Genomic DNA, 1,472 nt, shown 5'->3' on the forward strand with positions numbered 1-1,472 from the left:
AAATGGTCAAAATTATATTTAATGACGAAATAGAAAACCTAACTGGCTATCCAAAATCTGATTTTATTGAAAATAAAAGATTTTTTATAGACTTAGTTCATCCAGATGATTTACAATCAATCCTTGAAAAAGCAGATGAACTTGAAATCAATAAACGTAAATTTCACCTAATCTATAGAATAGTAACTAAAAATGGAATCTGTAAATGGATAGAAGAATTTGGCGAACCAATTCTTAAAAATGGAGAAATAGAAAACATTGTTGGAATTATAATAGATATCACGCAACGTGTTGAAGCTGAAAATGCCATAAAAGCCAAAGAATATGCGGAAGCAGCAAGTAAAGCCAAATCAGAATTTCTTGCCAACATGAGTCACGAAATTAGAACGCCATTAAACGGAATTATCGGATTTTCTGACTTACTAAAAAACACCGAATTAGGAGCCATCCAAAAAAATTACATGAGCACCATCAATGAATCGGCACATTCACTAATGGGAATTATCAATGATATTCTAGATTTTTCCAAAATAGAATCGGGCAAACTTGAATTGTATGTAAAAAAATACGACTTATCCGAATTGATTCAACAAGTAATTGAATTGGTGAAATTTGATTCAAATCTCAAGAAAATTAATTTACAGTTTACTATAAATAATGACGTCCCAAAATACGTTTGGACCGATAGCGTACGATTAAAACAAATTCTAATTAATCTTCTTGGGAATGCTATAAAGTTCACAGAACGTGGTAGTGTAATGCTTTCTATATCTACTATTGAAAGCATTAATTTAAATAAAACAAAGATTCGTTTTTCTGTAAAAGATACCGGAATTGGCATTAAAAAAGATTATCAAGAACAAATATTCAACGCCTTTTCTCAAGGCGATAATTCTACAACAAGACGATTTGGTGGAACTGGACTCGGACTTTCAATCTCCAATCAGCTACTTTCGTTGATGGATAGCAAACTGAATCTACAAAGTCAGTATGGCGTTGGAAGTGATTTTTATTTTGATGTAATTTTAAAAACTTCTAATGATATAACAAGTGAAGAAATTGAAAACACAGACGTAATAATCAATCCAAGAACAAAGTTTGATTACGGTCAAGAAAATTATAAAATTTTGATTGTTGAAGACAACAAAATAAACATGCTCTTAGCCAAAACGCTTATCAAACAAATCATTCCAAACGGAACCGTTTTCGAAGCCATAAACGGTCAAGAAGCAGTAGAAAAATTTGAAGTTCTTAATCCAGATATAATTCTAATGGACGTTCAAATGCCAATCATGAACGGCTACGAAGCAACTCAAGAAATTAGAAAAACTCTCAAAGGACAACACATTCCAATTATTGCCTTAACCGCTGGCACAGTTATTGGTGAGAAGGAAAAATGTCTAGAAGTGGGAATGAATGATTATGCCTCAAAACCAATAATTAAAGAAGCATTAGAAACATTAATCTCAAAA

Annotated in this window: 1 protein-coding gene; it reads left to right on the forward strand. The window is 31.6% G+C overall.

The annotated features are described in order from the left end of the window. The coding region (locus DIU01_RS15205; protein WP_290835942.1) for a PAS domain-containing hybrid sensor histidine kinase/response regulator at positions 1 to 1,472 on the forward strand (1,472 nt) is incomplete at both ends.

The organism is Flavobacterium sp. (assembly GCF_003525665.1).
Classification (GTDB): Bacteria; Bacteroidota; Bacteroidia; order Flavobacteriales; family Flavobacteriaceae; genus Flavobacterium.